This window comes from Bifidobacterium jacchi, from assembly GCF_009078285.1.
In the GTDB taxonomy this organism is placed as follows: Bacteria; Actinomycetota; Actinomycetes; order Actinomycetales; family Bifidobacteriaceae; genus Bifidobacterium; species Bifidobacterium jacchi.
Map to the genome: position 1 here is coordinate 71,879 of NZ_RQSP01000005.1, position 1,033 is coordinate 72,911.

Consider the following 1,033-nt stretch of genomic DNA (forward strand, 5'->3'; position numbering starts at 1 on the left):
GTCGCCACGCATAATGAAGGCAAGCTTGCGGAGATCCGCCGCATTCTCGAAGAGGGTCTCGGCCCGGATGCCGCGCGTTTCGAGCTGGTGTCCGCCGGATCGCTGGGGCTTCCCGACCCGGTGGAGACCGGCGTCACGTTCCAGGAGAACGCGTCGCTCAAGGCGCGCGATGTCGCCGCACGCACCGGATGCCCGGCCGTCGCCGACGATTCCGGTCTGATCGTCGATGTGATGGGCAACGCGCCCGGCATTCTGTCGGCTCGCTGGGCGGGACATCATGGCGACGACGCGGCGAACAACGCGCTGCTGCTCGCCCAGATCGCCGATATTCCTGATGACAGGCGCACCGCGCGATTCCGCTGCGCCGCCGCGCTCGTCGTGCCGGATGCTGCGGCTGAGGGGATTGAGCGCTACTCGATCAAATCCGAAACCGTGGAGGTGGGGGAGATGCCGGGCCGCATCATCCGAGCGCCGCGCGGCGATCAGGGATTCGGCTACGATCCGCTGTTCGTTCCCGACGACCAGCCGGCTCGTGCGGCAGCTGACGGCACCGATGACGGATTCGGCCCCGCGCTGACCAGCGCCGAACTCACCCCGGCCGAGAAGAACGCGATCTCCCATCGCGGCAAGGCTCTGCGCGCCCTCGTCCCCGCCATCGAACGCCTGCTGCGCGCATAGCGCGTTCGTGATTGCGAACGGGGCTGTCGGCGAAACTGACGGGGGCTGAAGCCCTCAATCGTTAACGGGATACTAGTGTCCTGCGTCAGTAATTCATTGATTATGTTGACTCCCCTTGTCAGGGGAGCTGGCCCGCGAAGCGGGACTGAGGGGTAGTGAATTCGTCAACGATTTTCTGACGCGGCACACTAGCGCAAGGTTTTTCGGGATTTGCCTCGAGTTCGTAAAATCCTTGTGCTAGCAGGTTTCGTAGCGCAAGGTTTTCTCGGAAAGATCCTTGATTTCGTAGAATCTTTGCGCTGAGCCCTGTCCTAGCGCAAGTTTTTCTCGGGATTTGCCTTGAGTTCGAGATTTT

At 62.5% G+C, this 1,033-nt stretch carries 1 protein-coding gene; it reads left to right on the top strand.

Annotation, left to right across the window (positions count from 1 at the left end; translation table 11 throughout):
• Nucleotides 1-678 (top strand): non-canonical purine NTP pyrophosphatase (locus EHS19_RS02730; RefSeq protein WP_151916295.1); only part of this gene is annotated, 678 nt, incomplete at its 5' end.
• Between the last annotated feature and the right edge of the window lie 355 nt (nt 679-1,033).